The following is a 23,449-nucleotide window of genomic DNA, read 5'->3' on the forward strand; positions in this document are numbered from 1 at the left end:
CAACTCCGTTAATAACTTATAAATCCTATATCTAACACGAAGTGAATCAAGAAGCAATTCGGCATCGAATCTTGAATTCAGCCGGGCCTAGGCAAATGCTTACGAAGTATGTTTCCTCCGGAAACATTTTAGGTGCTCACGTACAAACTACGTACGCTCCGCTCCTTCATCCCTAGCTTCATCCAACTGAAGCGTTTTGAAAAAACGCACATCGGAAGCATAAGCCTCGGTACTGAAAACCGACCTTTTTGAACGCGCACGTTAAACCGTGATGCCTTACGGTCAATTTCTGTTATAATGGAGGTCAAGCTAGAAAGGTAATGGAGGTACGTCATGGCTAAATATACGCCGATGATTGAACAATATTTGAAAGTCAAAGAACAAGCGCGCGATGCGTTTCTTTTTTTCCGCTTGGGCGATTTTTACGAAATGTTTTTCGATGACGCGATCCTTGCGTCGAAGGAATTGGAGATTACGCTGACCGGCCGCGAAGGCGGCGGTGCAGAGAAAATACCGATGTGCGGCGTTCCTTATCATTCCGCCGAAGGTTATATCCAACGGTTGATTGAAAAGGGGTACAAAGTCGCCATCTGCGAACAGATGGAGGATGCTTCGGTCACCAAAGGCATGGTGCGGCGGGAAATCGTCAGGGTCGTCACGCCGGGGACCATCATGGACGGCAAGGTCGTTCACGACAAATCGAACAATTACATGGTGTGCGTCACGGAAGCGGGCGGCTTGATGTCCTTATCCGCATGCGATTTGTCCACCGGCGAGCTCTACGTGACGTCGGTGCCTTCATCGGAGGAATGGTTGAGGGACGAGATTGGCATTTATGAGCCTTCCGAAATTATCGGGGATGCATCGCTGCTTGGGATCATCTCATCGCAGGCGCTGCCGGGCAGCCGAAATATCGTATACACGGCCTGGGATCGAAGAGAAGACGCATTGGTTCGGACCCAATTCGGAGAAGCGGCATGGGTCCGCCTTGAAGAGGAGAGAAGAGCCTGCATATCCCTGCTTATCTCGTATTTAAGCGAGACGCAGAAACGGTCGCTGGGGCAGCTGACTCAAATCGCTTCCTACGAGCCGGGACAATACATGGTGCTGGATCCGTTCACCAGGCGGAATCTGGAGCTGGTCGAGACGGTTCGTGAACGCTCGAAGAAAGGCTCTCTCCTATGGCTTCTGGATCGTACGGAAACCTCCATGGGAGCCAGACTCCTGCGGCGGAGAATCGATAAACCGCTGCTGTCCCGAAGCCGGATCGAGGAGCGGCTGGAGGCCGTCGAGCATTTGTATAACCAGTACATACTGCGCGAAGATTTGCGGATGGCGCTGAAAGAGATTTACGATTTGGAGCGGCTGGTCGGCCGGATCGCGTTCGGCAGCGCGAACGGACGCGATTTGAATGCGCTCAAGCTGTCATTGAGGCAAATTCCTTCCCTGAAGGAGCTGTGTGCCCAGTCGCCTTCCGAGACGCTGCGGCGCGTGGCAGCGGATACCGATGTTTGCGACGATCTGTGCGAACTGATCGAGAATGCGATTGTGGATGAGCCGCCGGTGTCAGTGCGCGACGGAGGAATCATCAAGCCGGGGTACCACGAACGGCTGGATGAGTTTCGGGAAGCGAGCACCAGCGGCAAACGCTGGATCGCCGAGCTGGAGGCCAAGGAACGTGCCGCTACCGGGATCAAGTCTTTGAAGATCGGTTATAACAAGGTGTTCGGCTATTATATCGAGGTCACCAAATCCAATCTGTCATCCCTGCCGGAAGGCCGATATGAGCGCAAACAGACGCTGGCCAACGCGGAGCGTTACGTCACGCCCGAACTGAAGGAGAAGGAAGGACTGATCCTGGAAGCCCAGGAGAAAATGGTGGATCTGGAGTATGCGCTCTTTACCGAGCTGAGGGATAAGCTGAATACCCAAGTGAGCCGGCTGCAGAAACTCGCCGAGCGCATCGCCGAGATTGACGTCTATCAGTCGCTGGCTGCCGTCAGCGCGGAGTACCGGTTCGTCAAGCCGGAGCTGAGCGAGGGCTATGATTATATCGTTGAAGGCGGCCGTCATCCGGTGGTGGAAGCCGTCATGAAGGATTCGTCGTTTATCGCGAACGCAACGGATTTGCGCAAGGACGGCTCTTCGATCCTGCTTATAACGGGTCCGAATATGGCCGGCAAAAGCACGTACATGCGCCAGGTGGCTCTGTTATCCATTTTGGCGCAGATGGGCTGTTTTGTCCCGGCGGAGCGCGCGGTTATCCCGCTGGTCGACCGGATCTTTACTCGCATCGGCGCCGCCGACGACCTGATCGGCGGTCAGAGCACCTTCATGGTGGAAATGGCGGATATCCAGGTCATGACGGAAAAAGCGACGCCGCGCAGCCTGATCATCATTGATGAGCTTGGGCGCGGTACGTCCACGAGTGAAGGCATGGCCATTGCGCAAGCCGTGATTGAATACGTGCATGATCATATCGGCTGCAAGGCATTGGTATCGACGCATTTCCATGAGCTGGCTCACCTTCAGGAGAGCCTTGGCGGGCTCAAGAATTATTCCATGGCGGTTCAGGAAAGCGGCGACAAGGTGCATTTTCTCCGCAAGCTGATTCCTGGCGCGGCGGACAGCAGCTACGGCATTTATTGTGCCAGACTGGCAGGTTTGCCCGGCAGTATCATTGATCGCGCTTATGGGCTGCTGCAGGGCCTGGAGATGGCTTCCCTGGCCGCAGTGGCATCGGAGCAAGGGACCGCGGTCCATCGGAAGGAGCCTGCGTCCGATGCCTCTTCGGATGTGAGACGCAGCGGACCGGAAGCTTTGCATGAAATCCGTGAAGAGACGATGCCGTATGCCGGCAGCCTGAACGGAGCAGACCCGAAAGGCGGCGTGGTGCAGCTCTCCATTTTCGGCGAGGAGGAAGTGCCTGAATCCCGGAATGCCAAGATGGGCAAGGATCAGCACTCTTCTCCGCAAGAAGCTGCTCACGATCCTGCTGTTAAGAGCATCATAGACGCCGTCAAAGGTGCCGACGTCATGAACATGACGCCGCTTCAGGCGATGCAATTCCTGAATGACCTGAAGCTTCAAGCGAAGGATATGTGATTTTGGCATGGGAATGAAAAGGAACGGAGGTAGGAACAATGGGGATTATTCGGATTTTGGACGAGCATATTGCAAACCAGATTGCTGCCGGCGAGGTGGTGGAGCGGCCTGCCTCCGTTGTCAAGGAGCTGGTCGAGAACGCCATTGATGCCGGGAGCACCAAGATCGACGTTTCGGTCGAAGAGGGCGGACTGGACAGCATTCGCGTAACGGATAACGGGGCGGGCATTGATCCGGAGGATTGCGAGACGGCTTTTTATCGCCATGCGACAAGCAAAATTGCCGAGGGCCGCGATCTGTTCCAGATCACCAGCCTTGGTTTCCGGGGGGAAGCCCTGCCGTCCATAGCAGCCGTATCGAAGGTGCGCCTGGTTACGTCCAATGCCCAGGATGGCCGCGGACGGAAGATCGAAATCGAAGGCGGCCATCTGCGCGTGAACGAAGAGACGGCCGCACCCAGAGGAACGGATTTCCTCGTGAAGGAATTGTTTTACAATACGCCGGCAAGGCTGAAATATATGAAAACGATCCAGACCGAATTAGGGCATATATCCGATTATATGTACCGCTTGGCGCTATCCCGGCCGGACATCGCTTTTACGCTCCGGCATAACGGGAACTCGCTGCTGCAGACGCTGGGCAACGGCGATGCCCTTCAGGTCATAGCGGCCGTATACGGCACCCAATCGGCCAAAGCCATGCTGCCGTTCGAAGCCGAGAATATGGACTATACGTTAAGCGGGTATATCAGCCGTCCGGACTATACCCGGGCAAACCGGAACGGTATGTCGCTCATCATAAACGGGCGGTATATCCGGAACTACGGCTTAATGCAGGCGATATTGAGAGGTTATCATACGCTCCTGCCGATCAACCGGTTTCCGCTTGTCGTCATTCAGCTGTCCATGCATCCTTCGTTGATCGATGTGAATGTGCATCCTTCCAAGCTGGAGGTGCGGTTCAGCAAAGAGCAGGAGCTGTTCGCTTTCGTGGAGGAAGAGGTTCGCAAGGTGCTGCAGCAGGAAATCCTCATTCCGCGTCCGGCCAAACAGAATATCGGTAAAAGCGACAATGCTTATATCCAGGAACAGCTGTCATTTCCACAGGCGCAGGGCCATGTCGGAGCGGCCCGCGGCGGGCAAGATCGGGATCTCGAGATCCCAGGCAGCGGTGATCGATCCGCGGGAGGAATCACGCCGCCTCCAACGCCGCCTGCAGCGTGGCCTGACAAGCAGTCCCTTGCGCCGCCCCCATCCGGTACCATGCGTTCTTACGGGGACGGAACAGCAGAAACAGCCGCAGCTTCGCAGATGCGTGAGACGGCCGCTTCGTCTTCGTATCGAAGCGATTACCGCAATGATGCCAAGAACGGTGGAAATCCAGCCGTGACCAAGGAGTGGCTGCAGGCCGTTTCAGGGCCGGCTCCCGAAATCCCGCCTTTTCCGGAGCTAACGCTTATCGGCCAGCATCACGGAACCTATCTCATTGCGCAGAATGATACCGGTCTGTATCTGATCGATCAGCATGCCGCGCATGAGCGGATTAACTACGAGTATTACTACGAGCAGTTCGGCAACCCGGCGGACGCATCGCAGGAGCTGCTCCTGCCGATCACGCTTGAATTCACGTCCTCGGAGTCGGAGAAGGTAAAGGAACGGCTGCATTGGTTCGAGAAGGTCGGCGTTTATATGGAGTTTTTTGGCGGCCATACCTTCCTGGTCCGTTCGCACCCCTTCTGGTTCCCTAAGGGCGAAGAGAAGGCCATCATCGAAGAGATGGCCGAATGGGTGCTGAATGAGCGTACTATCGATATAGCCAAGCTGAGAGAAACCTCATCGATCATGTGTTCGTGCAAGGCTTCCATCAAAGCCAATCAGAAGCTGACGGAACAGGAGGCGATGACGTTGATCCAGCGTTTGGCCGCCTGCCGGCAGCCTTACACCTGTCCGCATGGACGACCGATCGTGGTTTCGTTCTCGGCATACGACTTGGAGAAAATGTTTAAGCGCGTCATGTAACAGCAAGGAGGACCTTCATGATCATTACAACTGGAGAAGCGGAAGCGCCGGACATCGTCGAGCGCGCCAAACGTTTAGCCCAGGAAACCGGCTGCCGTTACGTCCAGCGCGGCGGCCATTCATTGCGAAAATTAGCCCGCAGGTTCGGGGACGACGACGTACTGGTCGTACTGAACGGACATGTGCGTTTGAGCGGACCTGGCGGCTCTGTCATGGAATTTCACCCAAGCATGGGCTTTGTCCGATTGAAACGGGTGCTGAACGGAAAACCCGATCCCATGCTGGAGGCATCGGGGATGGAGGAAGGGGACTCCGTTCTGGATTGCACGGCGGGCCTTGGAGCCGACGCCCTGGTATTCTCGGGCAAGGGAGGGGCGAACAGCCGGATCACAGCCCTGGAAAGCTCGCTGCCTTTGTTTGCGCTGCTGAAAGAGGGGCTACGGACCTATGAAAGCCATCTGGAAGCCAGCGATCAGGCGATGCGGCGAATCGAGGTCAGGCACAGCCATCACCTGGATTATTTGAAATCGCTGCCGGACCAAAGCGTCGACATTGTCTATTTTGACCCGATGTTCCGTGAACCGATCACCGACTCGGCTTCCATCAACCCGTTAAGGCACTATGCAAACGGTGAGCCTCTGGATGCGGAAAGCGTGAGGGAAGCGATCAGGGTCGCGCGCAAAACCGTCGTCATGAAGGAAGCGCGGTTCAGCGGAGAATTCGAACGGCTCGGATTTGCACTGCCTGAACGGGGAAAATCCAAAATAACGTACGGAGTGATTTCCATTGACAGATGAAACCAAACCGAAGCTGCTGGTTCTCATCGGACCGACAGCGGTAGGCAAAACCAAAATGAGCATTGAAATTGCGAAAGAATTCGGATGTGAGATTATATCCGGCGATTCGATGCAGGTGTACCGGGGCATGGATATTGGCACGGCCAAAATTTCCGCGGAGGAAATGGATGGCGTGCCCCACCATCTCATTGACATTCACGAGCCTGATCACCCGTACTCGGTGGCCGAATTTCAAGAGCAATGCCAGCGGCTGATCGCCGAGATCACGGAACGGGGGAAGCTTCCGTTCATCGTTGGCGGAACCGGGCTTTACGTAGAGTCGGTATGCTACGGTTATCAGTTCAGCGAGACCGGAGCGGATGAAGTTTTTCGGGAGGAGCAGTTCCGCTACGCCAATGAACATGGAGCAGAGGCTCTCCATCAGAAATTGGCAGAAGCCGATCCTGAAACTGCCGAACGGCTTCACCCTAACGACCTACGCCGGGTCGTTCGTGCTTTGGAAGTATTTCATGTGACCGGCGTCCCACTTTCGGCCCAGCTGGCGCCTCAAACCAAGCAGTCTCCCTATGACTTATGCTTGGTCGGTTTGACAATGGACAGGCAAATGCTATATAACCGTATTGAAGAGCGAATTGACCTTATGCTGAGCCAAGGACTTGTTGATGAGGTGGCGGCGCTCATGGACAAAGGGTTCGCTCCGGGGCTAGTATCCATGCAAGGGCTGGGTTACAAGGAAATCGTGTCGTACCTTAAAGGGGAGTTCAGCTACGAGGAGGCCGTCGTGCTGCTTAAGCGCGATACGCGCCGTTTCGCTAAGCGGCAGCTATCTTGGTTTCGCCACATGAAGGACATCGAGTGGGTAGACGTCACCGACTCGGGAAATTTTTCTGCTAACTATCAAAAAATCCGTGCTATAATAGCAGGAAAGTTTCACTGAAATCTTGAATATATTTTCAAAACAATCTAATTGAACCATTGGGGGTACGGCTAATGAACAAGTCCATTAACATCCAAGACACGTTCTTGAACCAACTGCGCAAAGAGAACATTCCGGCCACGGTATACCTTACAAACGGCTTTCAGATCCGTGGAACGATCAAAGCTTTTGACAATTTTACCATCGTGATTGACAGCGACGGCCGTCAGCAAATGGTGTACAAGCATGCTATCTCCACGTTCATGCCGCAGCGTAATGTGTCCCTGATGCAGGATAACAACAGCGAACAATAGATTTTAGAATGGATTCATAGAGAGCAAAATCATACCGCCTTTGATTAATTTGAAACTTTTTGGTTTATAATTCGTTTAGCTTATAAGGAGTGCAGAGAGCAACCTGAGAAGGTTGTTCTTTTCTTTCCGAGGCACCACTCGAGAGTTAGAAGGTTTGATCCCGCAAGGGAGTAAGGAGGGGGACAAATGGCTGGAAAAGATAATCAGATGTCTCGGTTGAATAAAAACAAAGACAACTCGAAGACATCCAAAACCACGAAACCGAATGCAAAGAAGAAAAAGGGCAAGGGCAAGCGAATTGCATGGGCGTTGTTTTTCACGGCCGTCATTGCGATCTTCTGCGCGCTTGCAGGTTATTTGTTCATCCTGATCAGCGGAGAAAAGCTGCTGGAACAGAATCAGGATAAACTGACCGCTTACGGTACTTCCAAAGTATATGACCGCAACGGCACGCTGATGGGCGAGTTGTCCCTGCAGAAGAGCGATCCCGTGAAGTACGAGGATATCCCGGAGAAATTGATACAAGCATTCATTGCAACTGAAGATAAACGGTTCATGGAGCATAACGGCGTGGACATGTGGTCGATCGGCCGTGCAGCAGTAAAGGATATCATGGCCCGGTCCATGGTGGAAGGCGGAAGCACGATCACGCAGCAGCTGGCGAAGAATATATTCCTGACCCGGGACAAAACATTCTTCCGAAAGGCGACTGAAATGTCGATCGCGCTGGCGCTTGAGCGTCAGCATAGCAAACAGGAAATTATCGAGATGTATTTGAACCGGATTAACTTCGGTGGACCTTATTACGGCATCAAAGCCGCATCCGAGCGTTATTTCGGCAAGTCGGATCTGAAAGAGCTGGATTTATGGGAAATGGCGACGCTTGCGGCAATGCCGAAAGGGCCGTCCCGCTATAATCCGCTCAAGAATCCCGACCTTTCCAAAGAGCGGCGCGCGGTCGTCCTTACCCTGATGGAACAACAGGGATATATCACGGCCGAAGAGGCAGCGGAAGCCAAGAAGGTGGACTATGCCTATACGCCGCCTGAAAGACAGCAGAAGTATACGGCGTTTATCGATTATGTCATGGAAGAGGCCGAAGAGAAGTGGGGCCTTACCGAGGATGACGTTAACATTGGCGGTTATCAGATTTATACCACGATGGACGTGAATGCCCAAACGGCCATGGAAGAGGAATTCAATAATCCGGCAAACTTCGAAGAAAGTCCGGATGACGTGCAGGTTGAAGGATCCATGGTCATCATTAACCAAGAGACCGGCGGGATCGTCGCCATGGTCGGCGGTCGGGAGTATACGCGCGGCGGGTTCAGCCGGGCTACCGACAGCCGTCGTCAGCCGGGCTCCGCTTTGAAGCCGATTGTATCCTACGCGCCGGCTCTCGAATCCGGCAAATTTACGAAGGATTCGAGACTCAGCAACAAGAAGCAGTGTTTCGGCAGCAATTACTGTCCGAATAACCTGCACGGTTACTCGGAGACAATCGGCATGCCGGAAGCGATTCAGCGTTCCGAGAACATCCCGGCCGTATGGCTGTTGAACGAAATCGGCGTGAAAACCGGATTTGATTTCGCGCAAAGCCTCGGCATCAAGATGTCCGAAGGGGATGCGAACCTATCCTTGGCCCTGGGCGGCATGGATACCGGTACGAACACCTTTGAGATGGCTCAAGCTTTCAGCGCTTTTGCCAATGGCGGAGAATTCAAAGAGGCTTTTGCGATCAAACAAATTAAAGACAACAAAGGCAAGGTTGTGCATGAGAACAAAGGCAGCAAAGGGAAGCGCGTGATGAGCGAGACGACGGCTTCGCAAATGACGGATATGATGCGCCGCGTCGTAGAGGACGGAACGGGTAAGAATGCCCGGATCAGCCGTCCGGTAGCCGGTAAGACGGGAACCACGCAGAGCGGCTACAAGGGCGTCAGCTCGAACCGCGACGTATGGTTTGTCGGTTATACGCCGGAATTAACGGCAGCTGTATGGATGGGTTACGATAATCCTGACCGGCAGCATCTGCTGAAACGAAGCAGCTCGATCTCTGCTTCCTTATGGGGCAAAGTGATGGAGAAGGCGGTTCAAGGCTATGAGGCGAAGAATTTCCCGAATGTCGAGCCGGTACAGCCCCCTGTAGAAGAACCGGCATTAAGCGCAGTCAGCGGTTTGACGGGCTCTTATAACGGGGAGACCCAGACCGTATCACTGAGCTGGAATCCGGTTCAAGGCAATGTTCAGTACCGCATATACCGTAAGGAAACGTCCGAGTCCGAGTACTCGCGCATTCTCGATTCTCTGGGCGGAACCTCCATTGAGGATATGAGTGCGATGGAAGGATTGACATACGATTATTACGTAACGGCATTCGATCCATCAACCGGCGATGAATCGGAACCTTCGAACATTCTGCAGATCGTGGCTGTTTCCGAGGAATTGCCGCCTGAGGATCTGGAACCGGATCCGGGAGACACTCAAGAACCGCCTCCGGTGGATGAAGGTGAGAACGGGGAAGGGAACGAGATGCCGGGTAATGAGAATGGGAACGGCAACGGGAATGGTAACGGGAATGGCAACGGTTCGGGCGAACCGGGCAATGGCGAAGGCCATGGGAATGGAAACGGAAACGGATCGACTCCGCCTGACAATGGAAACGGAGCTGGGAACGGTCAGGATGGCCAGAATCCCGGCGACGGAACGGATGGCTCAGGAGATGGAACGAGCATCGGTGACGGTGGCACGGGAGGAACTGACACGGATAGCGGCAATATCCCTACGGTTCCGGGAACGATCGTGGATCCGTCGGATCCGGCGAACGCGCCTGACCAGTCCCAAGACAGCCCATAATAAATTCAGAAGCCTCCGCATGATTGCGGAGGCTTCTTTGTTTTGAGTGTGTTACCCAAATGTGGTAAGCTGGGAATACGAATGGGGAGGAAAAGTTCCATGAAACGTAAATTCGGAGATCGGGCGAATTGGCGCCGTATCACCCGCCGACACTTCACTTCCCGGTATGTGGAATGTGAGCAATTTACAGGGTATCTCACGTTATATACCATCTATGGCCTGAAAGAACCGTTGTGGAAGACATATGGCCGTCATACTTACCGAATCGCGGACAAAGGCTATTCATGGCTGCAGTATTATCCGAAGGACAGCCATTTCATCGTTACGGCCATGTTTGACGACAAGCGGAATATTGTTCAATGGTATATCGATATTTGCAAGAAGCAAGGTGTAACCGATCAGGGCGTCCCATGGTTTGACGATCTATACCTGGACGTTGTGGTCGTCAAGAATGGCGAAGTGTTCTTGCTGGATGAAGATGAGCTTGAGGATGCCCTGCGCCGGAATGATATTACCCGGGATGATTACAGGCTTGCCAAGGTGACTGCACGAAACTTGCTTCGGGCCATCGACGCACATGAATTTCCTTACTTTATGATGTCGCTGAAGCATCGCGACCAGTTATTTCATAACGGAGAGTTCAGGAGGAAGAAATAATGCGTCAGGAAATACATAAAGGCCTGCCGACCGCAGGCACAAGAAAGAGAGCGTGGTATCGGCGAGGGATCTATACCCTGCTCTCGCTCGTCGTTCTCGGAGTTTTTTGGTCAGGTTATGCGTATTGGAAAATCGAAAGCGCCGTCAGCAGACCGGCGGAGAATGCGGACGTCGGCATCATTTTGGGCGCCTCCATGTGGGGAGATCAACCAAGTCCCGGCCTTCGCGAACGCCTTGAGCATGCGCTGGTTGAATATAATGCCGGTCGATTCGATACCTTCATTGTTACAGGCGGTCTGGATAAACCGGAGTATAACTATACCGAAGCTGAGGGGATGAGAAACTTCCTGGTCGAGGCAGGGGTGCCCGAAGAACGAATCTTCCTTGAGAACGAAGCTACGAGCACTTACGAGAATTTGCTATACAGCCAAGCGATCATGGAGGAGCACGGGTGGAGCACCGCTATCATTGTAACCCATGATTATCACGGGACGAGGGCCATGGAGGTCGCAACGGCCCTTGGCTACGATCAACCCTCGATGTCGCTGACGGAATCTACCGTTCTGCCCATGGCCAAGCACAAGTCCCGGGAAGTGCTGGCTTATACGAAATGGACGGCCGATCGGCTGTTGATCGCCATGGGTGTCCTATGAGGACGAAACTTCTAATAAGCAGGCTGTAAATAGAATACATTGGAATAGATAGTCAGCCCTTTGGATAAAGAGGTGAGGAGCAATGAACGGGCGTGTAACGGCCGCTAACGGCCGATCTGAAGGACGGCCATCCCGGCAGATAAATGTCGTGCTCCGCAGCGCGGAACCCCCACTCATCAGCAGTGCGGTTCCGGAACGCGAACCGGCCCCTTCGCCGAACCCTGTTTCCCAGCACAGTCTATTCCAAGAAATACAAAAAGAGCTGGATCAGCTGGTAGGTCTCGAACAGATCAAGGACCTGGTGTTTGAAATCTATGCTCTGCTTCAAGTAGCCCATATGCGTTCGGAAGCAGGCTTATTAAGCGGCGGTCATGTATACCATATGATTTTCAAGGGAAATCCCGGTACGGGCAAAACGACGGTCGCCCGCATCGTAGCGAAGCTGTTTCAGAAGATGGGCGTGCTGAATAAGGGCCACCTGGTCGAAGTGGAGCGGGCGGACCTCGTAGGCGAATATATCGGCCACACGGCACAAAAGACCAGGGAACTGGTCAAGAAGGCGTTGGGTGGCATTTTGTTCATCGACGAGGCCTACAGCCTCGCGCGCGGGGGAGAGAAGGATTTTGGCAAGGAAGCGATCGATACGCTTGTCAAAGCCATGGAGGATCATAAAAACCAGTTCATTCTAATTCTGGCGGGTTACAGCGACGAGATTGATTTTTTTATGGATACGAATCCCGGTTTGCATTCCCGTTTTCCGATCCAGATGGACTTCCCGGACTACAATCTGGATCAATTGATCCAGATTTCGGAGCTGATGGCGAAGGAGAGAGACTACATCTTGATGCCGCAGTCGCTGAGCAAGCTGAAGGATCACCTGCAGCTTGAGAAGGAACACGGGCTGCACGCCTTCAGCAACGCGCGTTATGTACGGAATGTGATCGAGAAATCGATAAGGAATCAATCGGTTCGGCTGTTGAATCAATACGTAACGGGCAACCCGGGCAAGCTGGAGCTTATGACCCTGCGGCCGGAGGACTTTAAGTTAAACGGAAAATTACAATGATTTTAAGCTTGTCTTCGAACATAATGAAGGGGTAACGCTGCTTTCTTTGGATCATAATGTTTATTGCAGGCAGCAGCGGTTAGTTAAATTAGGAGACGTATCGTTAGAAGGAGTTGGCTATATGACAAATATAACGCATGATACCCGGACAGAGATCGAAGATAAAGCCGTTCTGGTCAGTTTGGTAACGGACGCGGTTAAACGCACCGGGATTAATCCGGAACACTCGCTGCAGGAGCTGGTTCAGTTGGCCGAAACCGCTGGAGTAGAGGTGCTGGATGTCATTACGCAAAATCGGGAAGTGCCGGATTCCAAGTGGTTCATCGGCAAAGGGAAAGTCGAAGAGCTGCGCATGGCGATTGATGGATTAGGCGCAACCACGGCCATATTCGACCAGGAATTATCCGGGGCGCAGGTTCGAAATCTGGAAGAATCGCTTGATGTCAAGATTATCGACCGGACTCAATTGATTCTGGACATTTTCGCGCAGCGGGCGAAAACGCGTGAGGGAATCATCCAGGTGGAGCTGGCCCAGCTTACGTACCTGCTCCCGAGGTTATCGGGACATGGCAAAAATCTGTCCAGGCTCGGAGCGGGAATCGGGACGCGCGGACCGGGGGAGAGCAAGCTCGAAACCGACCGCAGGCATATTCGCGACAGAATCAGCGACCTGAAGCGGCAGCTGGATGAAGTCACCCGGCACCGGACGCTCCATCGGGAACGCCGAAAGAAGAGCGGGGCCGTGCAGGTTGCGCTTGTCGGTTACACCAATGCCGGCAAATCGACTTTGTTGAATCGGTTAACGGCCGCGGACGTTTACATCGAAAATCAATTGTTTGCGACGCTGGATCCCACTTCGCGCGTGCTGGAGCTGCCAAGCGGCAAAGAAGTCGTGCTTACGGATACCGTAGGATTCATACAGAATCTTCCCCATGATCTGGTGGCTGCGTTCCGTGCGACGCTGGAAGAAGCCAACGAAGCCGATCTGATCCTTCATGTCGTGGATGCTTCTTCACCTATGCGGGACGAACAGATGGCAGTGGTTCAGTCCATTCTTCAGGATTTGGGAGCCGCCGATAAACCTCAAATCGTCCTGTTTAACAAAAAGGATGCATGTGAGCCGGGCCAGCTGGAAATGCTGCCGACGGGAGAGGGGCAATTGAAGATCAGCGCGTACGTTGATGAGGATTTGGAATCGGTCCGCGAAGCGATTCAGGACCGGCTCTCCGGAGGCAACGTCACGTTCCGGATTCCGGCCGACCGCGGCGATTTGAACTCGGTCGTATACCGGGTCGGAGACGTGCTGGAGCAGTCTTTTGACGAGAATGATATCCTCTATGTGGTTCGGATCAATAAAGCGGATTATGAAAAGATGGGTTATTTGCTTCATGATTACGTTCAGAATGGATCTTAAGCATAAGTAGTAAATGCGCATAAGCCCCTGTTCAGGGGCTTATATTGCGTGTTCAGGGCGGTTTTGAAACGTTGATGAGTTCTATGTAACAAAAATATGTGATAAGATGTGAGACATCATGTGTATAAGAGGAGAGAGCAGTTCGTCATGGCAAGATTTTCGCAAGATATACTTGAATTGAGCAGTGAGATTGAGTCCAAAATCAGTCGGCGTATACGGGAGATTGACACCATTGTTGATTTTAATCAGTGGAAGGTCATCGATGCTTTCCAGAAGTTTCAGGTGAGTGATTTCCATTTTGCGGGTTCCACCGGCTATGCCTATAATGATCGTGGCCGTGAAGTGCTGGATGAAGTTTACGCTGACGTATTCAGAGCCGAATCGGCCCTGGTCCGGCCCCATTTTGCTTCGGGAACCCATACGATCTCGACGGCATTGTTCGGTGTATTAAGACCGGGAGATGAGCTGCTTTACATTACAGGACGTCCCTACGACACGCTGCATAAAGTCATTGGCGAGCCCGGGGACGGCACCGGATCGCTGCGCGATTTCGGTATCGGCTATCGTGAGGTGGCGCTGACAGAAAAAGGGGACATTGATTGGGAGCGGGTCGAGAGTGCCATCGCGCCTTCAACGAAAGTTATCGGTATCCAGCGTTCCCGGGGATATGATTGGCGGTCTTCGTTTACCGTTGCCCAGATTGGCGAGATGGTTAGCCGTATACGGTCCATTCGCGAGGATGTAATCGTGTTTGTGGATAACTGCTACGGTGAGTTTACGGAGCGTCTGGAACCGACGGAGGTCGGCGTTGATCTGCTGGCTGGTTCTCTAATCAAAAATCCTGGCGGAGGCATTGCCGAAACCGGCGGCTACATATGCGGCAAAGCAGCCTATGTCGAGCAGGCGGCGTATCGGCTGACTGCACCCGGAATCGGACGTGAAGTCGGGGCTATGCTGGGAACAACCCGAGGAATCTATCAGGGCTTATTCCTGGCACCTTCCACCGTCGGGCAAGCCATCAAGGGAAGCGTCTATGCCGCCGCGATGTTTGAAGCCGTGGGATTTACGACCAAGCCGGGCTGGCAGGATGAGCGTACCGATTTGATCCAGGCGGTATCTTTTAGCGGAGCGGAACATCTGATCGCTTTTGTTCAAGGGATTCAACGGGCCGCTGCCGTGGACAGCCATGTGGTTCCCGAACCTTGGGATATGCCGGGATATGAGCATCCGGTGATCATGGCGGCAGGCACGTTCATTCAGGGAGGAAGCCTGGAATTGTCCGCGGATGCGCCTATCCGTTCACCATATATCGGCTACATGCAGGGTGGTTTGACGTATTCTCATGTTAAATATGGGGTACTTATGGCACTCCAAAGCATGAAAGATCGTAAACTATTGTAAGTTATCCTTACATACGGTTGACGTGGCTGATCAGGAAATGTACAATAGGATCAGAATAACCACTTGGAAGGTTGATGAGATATGGGTGATGAGATTCGGAGGAATATGGCGTTATTTCCGATAGGCATTGTTATGAAGCTTACGGATCTATCTGCCAGACAAATTCGCTATTATGAGCAGCATAATTTAATTGTCCCAGCCCGTACGTCGGGCAACCAACGCCTGTTTTCCTTCAATGATGTGGAGCGACTGCTAGAGATTAAGGCTTTGATTGAAAAAGGCGTGAACATTGCCGGCATTAAACAAGTCATGAACCCGGTCACGAAAGAATCTGAAGAGGCTACCGTCATTACGCCGGATACGGAGAACAGACGCCGTGAGATGTCGGAGTCGCAGCTGCGCCGTTTGCTGAAGCAGGAATTGATTACCGCTAAAAGACCGGGTCAGGTTTCATTGATTCAAGGGGAATTATCCCGGTTTTTTAATAAATAAGGATTGCCATGCTGTCATTCTTCATGGAGTCTAGTTTTTTATTTAAAAAGGAGAGGATAAAGTGAGTTATACCAGAGAGGACATTCTACGCATCGCCAAAGAAGAAAATGTTCGATTTATCCGCTTGCAATTTACAGATTTGCTGGGAACGATCAAAAACGTTGAAATTCCGGTAAGCCAGCTGCCTAAAGCGCTTGATAATAAAATGATGTTTGACGGTTCTTCCATCGAAGGGTATGTGCGTATCGAGGAATCCGATATGTACCTGTACCCGGATCTGGATACCTTCATGATCTTCCCTTGGGTATCCGAGGATCGCGTCGCACGTCTGATCTGTGATGTTTACATGCCGGACGGCACCCCATTTGCGGGAGATCCGCGCGGCATTCTGAAGAGAGCACTGAAGGAAGCCGAAGAGATGGGCTTCACTTCCATGAATGTCGGTCCGGAGCCGGAATTCTTCCTGTTCAAAACCGACGAAAAAGGCAATCCGACCATGGAGCTGAATGACCAGGGCGGATACTTTGACCTGGCGCCTACGGATCTCGGCGAGAACTGCCGCCGTGACATCGTGCTGACGCTGGAAGAGATGGGCTTCGAAATCGAAGCTTCTCACCACGAGGTTGCGCCTGGCCAGCACGAAATCGACTTCAAGTACGCAGATGCGATCAAAGCGGCTGACCAGATTCAAACCTTTAAATTGGTTGTTAAGACGATCGCTCGTCAGCATGGTCTGATCGCAACGTTTATGCCAAAACCGCTATTCGGCGTAAACGGCTCCGGCATGCACTGCAACCAATCGCTCTTCAAAGGCAGCGAGAACGCGTTCGTTGATGAGAGCGACGAGCTTGGCCTGAGCGTAACGGCTCGGAACTATATGGCGGGTATTCTTAAGCACGCACGCGCGTTTGCTGCGATCACGAACCCGACGGTGAACTCGTACAAGCGTCTCGTGCCTGGTTACGAAGCACCTTGCTACGTAGCATGGTCTGCAAGTAACCGCAGCCCGATGATTCGTATTCCAGCATCCCGCGGACTGAGCACGCGCATCGAAGTGCGTAACCCGGATCCGGCTGCGAATCCGTATCTGGCTCTGGCTGTCATGCTGAAAGCTGGCTTGGACGGCGTTAAGCGTGAGCTGTCGCTTCCGGCACCGATCGACCGCAACATCTACGTGATGACGGAAGAAGAGCGCATTGAGGAAGGCATCCCAAGCTTGCCGGCAAACCTGAAAGAAGCGCTTAACGAATTGATCCGCAGCGAAGTCATTTCCGATGCACTCGGTGACCATGCGCTGGCTCACTTCTACGAGCTGAAAGAGATCGAATGGGATATGTATAGAACGCAAGTTCACCAATGGGAACGCGATCAGTACATTACGATGTATTAATAGAGGAATCCCTTGCGCCGTAAGGCGTGAGGGGTTTTTATTTGTCTAAACCGTAAGTACGCTTTTAGCTTACGTGTTTGAACAACAATTCAGGTAATATAATTTTTAGCCGCTAAGGTCTTTAAGACGACACTCTATTGTTTTTATGTGATTGAATTCATCTATGAAGTCACTTACAATATAACTTGAATTCCAATATATAGGAGGTTCAGGTGATGAAAAAGAAATATATTCTATTACTCTCAGCGGCAACAATGTTAGGAGGAATGACAATAGGGGTAGGAGCTGCTCCTGCACTAGAAAAAATAAGTGCAAATTTAAATTGGGGAATTAAATATGAGGTTAATGGTGAAGATTGGGTTCCAAAAGATCAATCAGGAAAAAAACTTGCAACAATTACATACAACAACTCAAATTATATCCCTGTAAAAGCTATCTCCGAGGCACTTGGCTCTGTCGTTGAATATGATAGCAAGAATCAAAAAATTATTATCGGAGAAAAACCAGATACAACAATTATAACTAAAGAAGGAATCAAGATTAATAGTACTTCCTTTACCACAAGAGATAAGCAGTACACCGAACATAATGGAAAAGATTACGGTTCTGGTATCGTAATGAGAGAAATTAATAATTCTGAAAAAACGATCATTCTTGAACCAAAAGGAAAATATAAAGTACTAGATCTTTCGTTGTTACCGATTAATATCCGTAATGATATCTCAGTAACGATATATAATGGCAAGACAAAGATAAAAGAACTTATGCTGTCGCCTAAAGATATTGGACAGCATATCGTTATTGATATTAAAGATGCAAACCAAATTGAAGTAAATGTGAAATTTCAGAAAGATATAACAGGGGATGACACTATATTCCTGACAGGTACATATAAATAATTATTCTACAGAATCAGTTCAGTCACGCACTAATATTAGTCCATAAAGAATCTTCCCTTACCTACGGGAAGATTCTTTTTTGTTTTACGAAAAAAGGAACCTTTACCCGCTTCCATGACTCTAATTAGATGAGGTGAATCGGTTGGAGCTCGAATACTTGAAGCAGATGACGGCCATGGACAGCCAGACGCTGGATAAAATCATGAATGAATATGGAAATGATGTGTGGAATTATGCGTATTTTTTGACCAAACAGCATGCCTTGGCAGACGATATTGCACAAGAAGCCTTTATTAAGGCCTATTACGGCATACATACCTTTCGCGGTCAGGCGACGCTGAAAACGTGGCTGCTTACGATCACGCGACATACGGCGTTCCGGTACAAACAGGCTTTTTTCTTTCGGAAAGTCATCCTTAAAGACAAGCTTACCGCCAGTTCGTCAAGCCGGTCAGCGGAAGCGGAATATTTGGACGAGCAGTATACGGATGAAATATGGGCAATGATTATGACTTTGCCGAGCAAGCTTAGGGAAGTGTTGGTGCTGGACCTATACTATGAAATGCCGATGCATGAAATTGCGGAGCTGCTTCATATTGCGACAGGCACCGTAAAATCCAGATTGCATCGGGCCAGGAAACAAGTACAAAACTTAATGAAGGAGAAGAACGATGAGTGAGGATAAACCAGACTGGTACAACCGTGCTAAAAAAGCTCCTTTTTCAAATGAAAAGTTCACGTCCGTAATGAAAGAAAACGTGCATAGGTCCGTGATTTTCACATACAGCAAACCTAAACGTCGAAAATACTTACAAGTTGGATTAGCTGGCGGGTTTATGCTTCTGATTATTTTAATTGCCTTTCAATTGCCTTTTGGCAGTGAGGAACAAGAGAGAGGAGGGACTATGCCTCCTGGTAGGGAGGAGACAATCCGGGCACAAGGCGTAACGGATGAAGGAAGGTTAAACGTTATTGCAGTTGGACAGGAAAAAATAACGACATTGGGTGCGCCGAGCTGCTTCGGTATCGAAACGGATCGGTCGTTTACCGGAAACTACAGCGTGCAGTATAGTACTAACCAAGTTACAAATGAAGTCACTACGCTGGAGGGTCTTACATTTATTCAACCGACATCTGCTCCGGTTGATATGATTCGCCTGCCGTTTCAAGCTGCCGACGTATTTATACTCGCACCGCAATATAGGGACTGTCATGGCATACAAATCTATGCGTTCGCCGTAGAGCATGAAACGGGTAAAGCCGTCCAGCTCCGATTTCAGGATGAGTCCTTGGTATCCTACTTTTCATATTATAGACCAGGTACGGCTCCCGAGGTAAAGGAGAATAAGCTTGTTCTGCAGTCCACCGAGGGACCGGGAGGCGAAGGTTCGACGGATTATGTTTCTGAAAGAATGTATCAATTAGATCTTAGGCAAAATGCGTTAGTTCTAGTGTTGCGTAAGATCGGAACGTTCTAGTGCATGTCCTAAAAAAGAGGTTACCATCCAAATAAGGAAGGTAACCTCTTATTCATAAATCTATGAAATTAGTGTACGTCCCTGAAGAGACCGATCACTTTCCCGAGAATCGTTACATGGTTCAAGCGCAGCGGCTCATAGGTAGGATTCTCCGGCTGCAATCGTACATGATCCTTCTCCTTGTAGAAGGTCTTCACGGTTGCTTCATCTTCTTCTGTCATTGCTACGACAATGTCACCATTGTCCGCGGTTTGCTGCTGGCGAACGATGACGTAGTCACCGCTGTGAATACCGGCTTCAATCATACTGTCGCCGACTACAGACAACATGAACACCTTATCGTCGCCTACATAATGCTGCGGGAGCGGGAAATAATCTTCAATGTTCTCCATGGCCGTAATCGGAACGCCTGCTGTGACTTTACCAACGACAGGCACTCTGGCAATGGTGTGCGTAAACAGATTCGCGCTCTCGGATTCTTCTTGGCCAAGCAGCTCGATCGCTCTTGGTTTCGTAGGGTCACGGCGGATCAGGCCTTTCTTCTCCAAACGGTCCAGATGACCATGGACCGTAGAACTGGAAGCTAGTCCGACAGCCTCGCCGATTTCCCGGACAGAAGGCGGGTAACCCTTGCTACGAACTTCGTTGCGGATAAACTCTAAGATCGCCAGCTGGCGGCTGGATATTTTCGACATGCCGTATCAACCCCATTTAGTAACGTTTGGGAAAATTATAACATAGAACTACCGTTCGTACAAACATAAGTTCTAAAATAAAAATAGAACAAATGTTCTTTTGGGTATTGAATCAAACAAGTGTTCGTGTTAAGATGAATCCATAAGAGAACACTTGTTTGGGAGGTGATGATTCCATGTTGAAATACAGTACATACCGCAGCATTTATGAGAACGTTCCGGTGGTAACAGAACAATCATCGAAGACTTGGGGCATTTACTTGAAATCGAAGATAGCTTCGATCCCTTTGAATAAATTGCTGTTCACCCTGCTTATTGTAGCCATCTTTTGGACAGGTGCATATTCCGTTTTTGCCGGGGGGACAGAGAAGCCGACTGGAGAGAAGCAGGTGATCGTTCAATATGGCGATAGCTTGTGGCGAATTGCTTCCCTTCACAAACCTGCGGATATGGATACACGCGTATATCTGGATAGCATACGAAGAATGAACGGATTGAAGGGTCCGGACATACAGGCTGGAGAAGTGCTGTCATTGCCGGTTTGGTGATTTGGCGTTGCTTCTAACCAATAGGCATTCATGCTCCATATAATCACCACATACTGCTGGTTACTTCCTGTTTAATGACACATCATATTCTGCTTGTCAGATTGAATCATTTACGCGTAATCGCGCGTTTACAATAGATAACTATAGATTACCTCCCCATAGACGGTATTCGTTTATGCGCATCATATGTTCCTATTTGTTCTTAGAAGAGTTTGCAAGGGCGTAGTTGCCTTGACAAGCTCTTTTTCACATGTTTAAGTTATACATGATATCGAAATTGGAGGAGAAGTCATGGACATCGATACTTTGGTAGAACGCATCAATGTATTAGCAAGAAAGAAGAAGAATGAAGGGTTGACCGAGGAGGAGCTCAAAGAACGGGCCGACCTTCGGGAAATATACCTTAACAATATTCGCAGTAACTTTAGACAACAGCTGGAATCGATTGAATGGGTTGATGAAAACGAACAAAAAGGCGGCCCGCGATTAAAGCACTAGTCGATTAACCGTTCAACGATTATATTCAGCGGATCCGTGAACAGATAGAAGGATAGCATAATAATACTTGGGGTAACGGTCATTCGGAGAATCGATTACGGTTACCCCAAGTTTATATGGTTTATAAACATTTTGAATATGAGTTCAGGGGGAACCAAATGTCACGTTCATGGGAAAGAAAAGTCAGCAAAAATATGTCGCAACTTAACAAACAGCGCAAAAAGCAGGGGCTGACCTCGTATCAAGGTTCTGCGATTAATGATAAGCATGACGTGTTTAAGGGACGTAAGTATGTACTTCCGTTAGTGCTTGTTGCATTGGCCGGTTTGTATGCGCTTCTCGGAACGGCAACTTCACAGGCAGCCGGCGGAAGCAATGATGTATTGAATTGGGTTGGCGTCAGCTTGTATATCCTGTTGGCGCTCATGATATTTCTCCGCAAGCCTTATTTGAAGATTGAGCGCGCTTCCGTGTCGACCATGAAGTTCAACCGGGAACGCCGTCTGGCCGTATCCGATATCGAGAAGATCAAATTGGCTTCGGGTTCCGTCGTGATCCAAGGCAAGGGAAAAGCAGGCAACTGGGTGTTCTCCCGTATGATGAATCTTTACGATACCAAAGCCATGGGCGAAAGATTGGAAGAGTTCGCAAAAACTCATCAAATTCCAGTGGAGCACAACTAACCCGATAGAGTAGATCACAATGTATATGAGGAGTGGGAGAGAAATGCCGATTGCTGCGGTTTTGTTTGATTTGGACGATACGTTGTTATGGGATGAACGCAGTGTAGAAGAAGCGTTTGAAGTGACATGCCAAGCCGGAGCGGCGGAAACCGGCGTTGATGCCGGCGCGCTTTTGGCCGCGGTGCGGGAGGAAGCAAGAGCATTGTATGAATCCTATGATACTTTTGCTTTTACCAAGATGATCGGAATCAATCCGTTTGAGGGCTTGTGGGCTAATTTTACGGCAGGATCCCAGCCCGAATTCCGAAAGCTGCAAGAATTGGCTCCCGTATATCGTAAGGAATCCTGGCGGCGCGGACTTCATCGCCTTGGCGTTGATAATGAAGCGTTGGCGGAGACGTTGGCAGCGCAATTTGCGGCGGAACGCAGAACAAGACCTTATGTATATGAAGAAACCTTTGAAGTGCTGAAGGAATTGCAGGGTAACGTGAAGCTGCTGCTTCTTACGAACGGAAGTCCGGATTTGCAGCAGGAGAAGCTTGATGGCGTTCCCGAACTGGTCCCTTATTTTGACCACATTATTATCTCGGGTGATTTCGGCAAAGGCAAGCCGGATGTTTCCATATTCAAGCATGCACTTGATCTGTTAGGCGTCGAGGCGGATCAGGCCGTAATGGTGGGAGATAAGCTGACCACAGATATTAAAGGCGGGAATGCCGCAGGACTGCATACGGTTTGGATCAATCGAGTAGACCGGCCTCATGATCCGGCGATTCAGCCGAAGTATGAGATCAAACATTTATCCGAGCTGCATGCTATTGTGGCGTCCTTATAAATGACGTGATTAAGAGTTCACGACTACTCTACAAGATACATTAGCGAGATATAATAGCGTACATAGGAACAGTCCTTGCAGCAGCTGCTGCAATTCGGGGCTGTTTTTTTGTTGGTTGCCATATTTGAAAGAAAAGAGGCTGTTGGCAGTGACAAACGTCACACAATTGTAAGCTGCATGAGATAGAAGTTAAAGAATAATGCGATATAATAAATTAGGAAAATGACGCTGTTTGGAATGGACCATTACGTGAATAAATCATACATAGCATGAATTCGTAAAAGAGGTGGTTGGATGACCAGAAAAAAGATGGCCTTTATTGCAGCCATGGTGTTGATGGCGGTTGCGCTTGCCGCATGCAATGACAGTAAGGCGGAACCCAGTGATGATGTGATGGCGGAGCCGATTATCGTAGAGCTCTCTCTGACCCCAGAGAGCATTAAGGCAGGCGAGAAAGTGTTGATCGAAGCGAAGGTAACACAAGCAGGCAGCCCGGTCGAAGATGCAAATGACGTTGAATTCGAAGTGACGCTGGAAGGCGGAGGCGTTCAGGCAAAGGTTCCGGTCAAGCATGATCAAGGCGGGATCTACAAAATGGAGAAAACCTTCGAGGAAGCAGGAACCTATCGCATCGTTTCCCATGTCACGGCAAGAGGGCAGCACTCCATGCCGCTGAAGGAACTGACGGTAACCGAGTAATACACAACAATACACAGCCAATAAATAAGGCAGCG

General features: G+C 50.6%; 22 protein-coding genes. 21 read left to right on the plus strand and 1 reads right to left on the minus strand.

Annotation, left to right across the window (positions count from 1 at the left end):
* Positions 1-333: 333 nt before the first annotated feature.
* The 16 genes from mutS to M1D70_RS12120 all read left to right on the plus strand — a co-directional run bounded on the left by mutS (position 334) and on the right by M1D70_RS12120 (position 19,456).
* Positions 334-3,105, plus strand: a complete 2,772-nt coding sequence (gene mutS, locus M1D70_RS12045) for a DNA mismatch repair protein MutS (RefSeq protein ID WP_456289944.1) — start codon at positions 334-336, stop codon at positions 3,103-3,105.
* Between the two features lie 38 nt (positions 3,106-3,143).
* Complete coding sequence (gene mutL / locus M1D70_RS12050) at positions 3,144-5,123, plus strand: DNA mismatch repair endonuclease MutL (protein WP_456289945.1); 1,980 nt, start codon at positions 3,144-3,146, stop codon at positions 5,121-5,123.
* Positions 5,124-5,140: 17 nt separating this feature from the next.
* Positions 5,141-5,920, plus strand: a complete 780-nt coding sequence (locus M1D70_RS12055; protein ID WP_009590855.1) for a class I SAM-dependent methyltransferase — start codon at positions 5,141-5,143, stop codon at positions 5,918-5,920.
* Positions 5,910-6,857, plus strand: coding sequence for a tRNA (adenosine(37)-N6)-dimethylallyltransferase MiaA (gene miaA / locus M1D70_RS12060; RefSeq protein WP_456289946.1), 948 nt, complete (start codon positions 5,910-5,912; stop codon positions 6,855-6,857). The genes M1D70_RS12055 and miaA overlap by 11 nt, the downstream gene beginning before the upstream one ends.
* A 53-nt stretch (positions 6,858-6,910) precedes the next feature.
* Complete coding sequence (gene hfq / locus M1D70_RS12065; protein WP_009590863.1) at positions 6,911-7,150, plus strand: RNA chaperone Hfq; 240 nt, start codon at positions 6,911-6,913, stop codon at positions 7,148-7,150.
* 186 nt (positions 7,151-7,336) lie between these two features.
* Complete coding sequence (locus M1D70_RS12070) at positions 7,337-10,006, plus strand: PBP1A family penicillin-binding protein (protein WP_456289947.1); 2,670 nt, start codon at positions 7,337-7,339, stop codon at positions 10,004-10,006.
* Between the two features lie 99 nt (positions 10,007-10,105).
* Positions 10,106-10,663: a DUF402 domain-containing protein gene (locus M1D70_RS12075; RefSeq protein ID WP_009596011.1), complete on the plus strand. Its 558-nt coding sequence runs from the start codon at positions 10,106-10,108 to the stop codon at positions 10,661-10,663.
* On the plus strand, positions 10,663-11,316 hold the full coding sequence (locus tag M1D70_RS12080; protein ID WP_456289948.1) for a YdcF family protein: 654 nt from the start codon (positions 10,663-10,665) through the stop codon (positions 11,314-11,316). The genes M1D70_RS12075 and M1D70_RS12080 overlap by 1 nt, the downstream gene beginning before the upstream one ends.
* Positions 11,317-11,398: 82 nt before the next feature.
* A complete protein-coding gene (locus tag M1D70_RS12085) occupies positions 11,399-12,382 on the plus strand; it encodes an AAA family ATPase (RefSeq protein WP_456289949.1) in 984 nt (327 codons plus the stop codon).
* A 121-nt stretch (positions 12,383-12,503) separates the two neighbouring features.
* Positions 12,504-13,796, plus strand: coding sequence for a GTPase HflX (gene hflX / locus M1D70_RS12090; RefSeq protein ID WP_456289950.1), 1,293 nt, complete (start codon positions 12,504-12,506; stop codon positions 13,794-13,796).
* Between the two features lie 147 nt (positions 13,797-13,943).
* The gene (locus M1D70_RS12095) at positions 13,944-15,197 is read left to right on the plus strand and encodes a methionine gamma-lyase family protein (protein ID WP_456289951.1); all 1,254 of its coding nucleotides are present in this window, start codon (positions 13,944-13,946) and stop codon (positions 15,195-15,197) included.
* An 81-nt stretch (positions 15,198-15,278) separates the two neighbouring features.
* Entirely contained in the window at positions 15,279-15,689 is a 411-nt protein-coding gene (locus tag M1D70_RS12100; protein WP_006209652.1) for a MerR family transcriptional regulator, read from the plus strand.
* Between the two features lie 61 nt (positions 15,690-15,750).
* On the plus strand, positions 15,751-17,079 hold the full coding sequence (gene glnA / locus M1D70_RS12105; RefSeq protein ID WP_009596000.1) for a type I glutamate--ammonia ligase: 1,329 nt from the start codon (positions 15,751-15,753) through the stop codon (positions 17,077-17,079).
* Between the two features lie 215 nt (positions 17,080-17,294).
* On the plus strand, positions 17,295-17,978 hold the full coding sequence (locus M1D70_RS12110; protein WP_036674245.1) for a stalk domain-containing protein: 684 nt from the start codon (positions 17,295-17,297) through the stop codon (positions 17,976-17,978).
* Between the two features lie 166 nt (positions 17,979-18,144).
* The gene (locus M1D70_RS12115) at positions 18,145-18,657 is read left to right on the plus strand and encodes a sigma-70 family RNA polymerase sigma factor (protein ID WP_441295391.1); all 513 of its coding nucleotides are present in this window, start codon (positions 18,145-18,147) and stop codon (positions 18,655-18,657) included.
* Positions 18,650-19,456: a hypothetical protein gene (locus M1D70_RS12120; protein WP_009596020.1), complete on the plus strand. Its 807-nt coding sequence runs from the start codon at positions 18,650-18,652 to the stop codon at positions 19,454-19,456. The genes M1D70_RS12115 and M1D70_RS12120 overlap by 8 nt, the downstream gene beginning before the upstream one ends.
* A 68-nt stretch (positions 19,457-19,524) precedes the next feature.
* Here the strand turns inward: M1D70_RS12120 and lexA are convergent, their stop codons facing one another.
* Positions 19,525-20,151 carry a transcriptional repressor LexA gene (gene lexA, locus M1D70_RS12125; RefSeq protein WP_009596010.1) on the minus strand — a complete coding sequence of 209 codons (627 nt, stop codon included), beginning with the start codon at positions 20,149-20,151 and terminating at the stop codon, positions 19,525-19,527.
* Between the two features lie 176 nt (positions 20,152-20,327).
* Between lexA and M1D70_RS12130 the strand changes: the two genes are divergently transcribed.
* The 5 genes from M1D70_RS12130 (at position 20,328) to M1D70_RS12150 (ending at position 23,414) form a co-directional block, all read left to right on the plus strand.
* Positions 20,328-20,699 carry a LysM peptidoglycan-binding domain-containing protein gene (locus tag M1D70_RS12130; RefSeq protein WP_009596006.1) on the plus strand — a complete coding sequence of 124 codons (372 nt, stop codon included), beginning with the start codon at positions 20,328-20,330 and terminating at the stop codon, positions 20,697-20,699.
* A 291-nt stretch (positions 20,700-20,990) separates the two neighbouring features.
* Positions 20,991-21,197: a DUF896 domain-containing protein gene (locus tag M1D70_RS12135; RefSeq protein WP_456289952.1), complete on the plus strand. Its 207-nt coding sequence runs from the start codon at positions 20,991-20,993 to the stop codon at positions 21,195-21,197.
* Positions 21,198-21,355: 158 nt separating this feature from the next.
* Positions 21,356-21,880 (plus strand): hypothetical protein, encoded by a 525-nt coding sequence (locus M1D70_RS12140; RefSeq protein ID WP_009596012.1) that lies wholly within the window; start codon positions 21,356-21,358, stop codon positions 21,878-21,880.
* 43 nt (positions 21,881-21,923) lie between these two features.
* Entirely contained in the window at positions 21,924-22,715 is a 792-nt protein-coding gene (locus M1D70_RS12145; protein ID WP_433939340.1) for an HAD-IA family hydrolase, read from the plus strand.
* A gap of 294 nt (positions 22,716-23,009) precedes the next feature.
* Positions 23,010-23,414, plus strand: a complete 405-nt coding sequence (locus tag M1D70_RS12150) for a FixH family protein (RefSeq protein WP_456289953.1) — start codon at positions 23,010-23,012, stop codon at positions 23,412-23,414.
* Positions 23,415-23,449: the final 35 nt, after the last annotated feature.

The sequence above is a fragment of the Paenibacillus sp. AK002 genome, assembly GCF_053903045.1.